This window comes from Microvirga pakistanensis (assembly GCF_004458765.1).
GTDB lineage: Bacteria > Pseudomonadota > Alphaproteobacteria > Rhizobiales > Beijerinckiaceae > Microvirga > Microvirga pakistanensis.
Genome location: NZ_SPJX01000096.1, coordinates 1 through 212 on the forward strand (window position 1 = coordinate 1; position 212 = coordinate 212).

Annotated in this window: 1 pseudogene; it reads right to left on the bottom strand. The window is 63.2% G+C overall.

The features are described 5' to 3' along the window. Nucleotides 1-112: 112 nt before the first annotated feature. A pseudogene (locus E4K09_RS30055) lies at nucleotides 113-212 on the bottom strand (GNAT family N-acetyltransferase); the annotation flags it as partial.

Here is a 212-nt window from a genome sequence, read left to right on the forward strand (position 1 = left end):
AGGCATCCACCCGATCAAAGGGCGATCACCTGCCCTATGCTCAAGGCTAAATCTTGATCGACCATCCGGGTTCCCGCAAGAGGCCGGGAGGCTCAGTTCACCCCCCCCCCCCTCAAGCAGGCGTGATCTGCTTGTGGAAGTAAGTCGTGTCGCACAGGCCGCCCTGCGGCCACAGGGCATAGTTCGGAATGACGCCGACGCGCTGCCAGCCG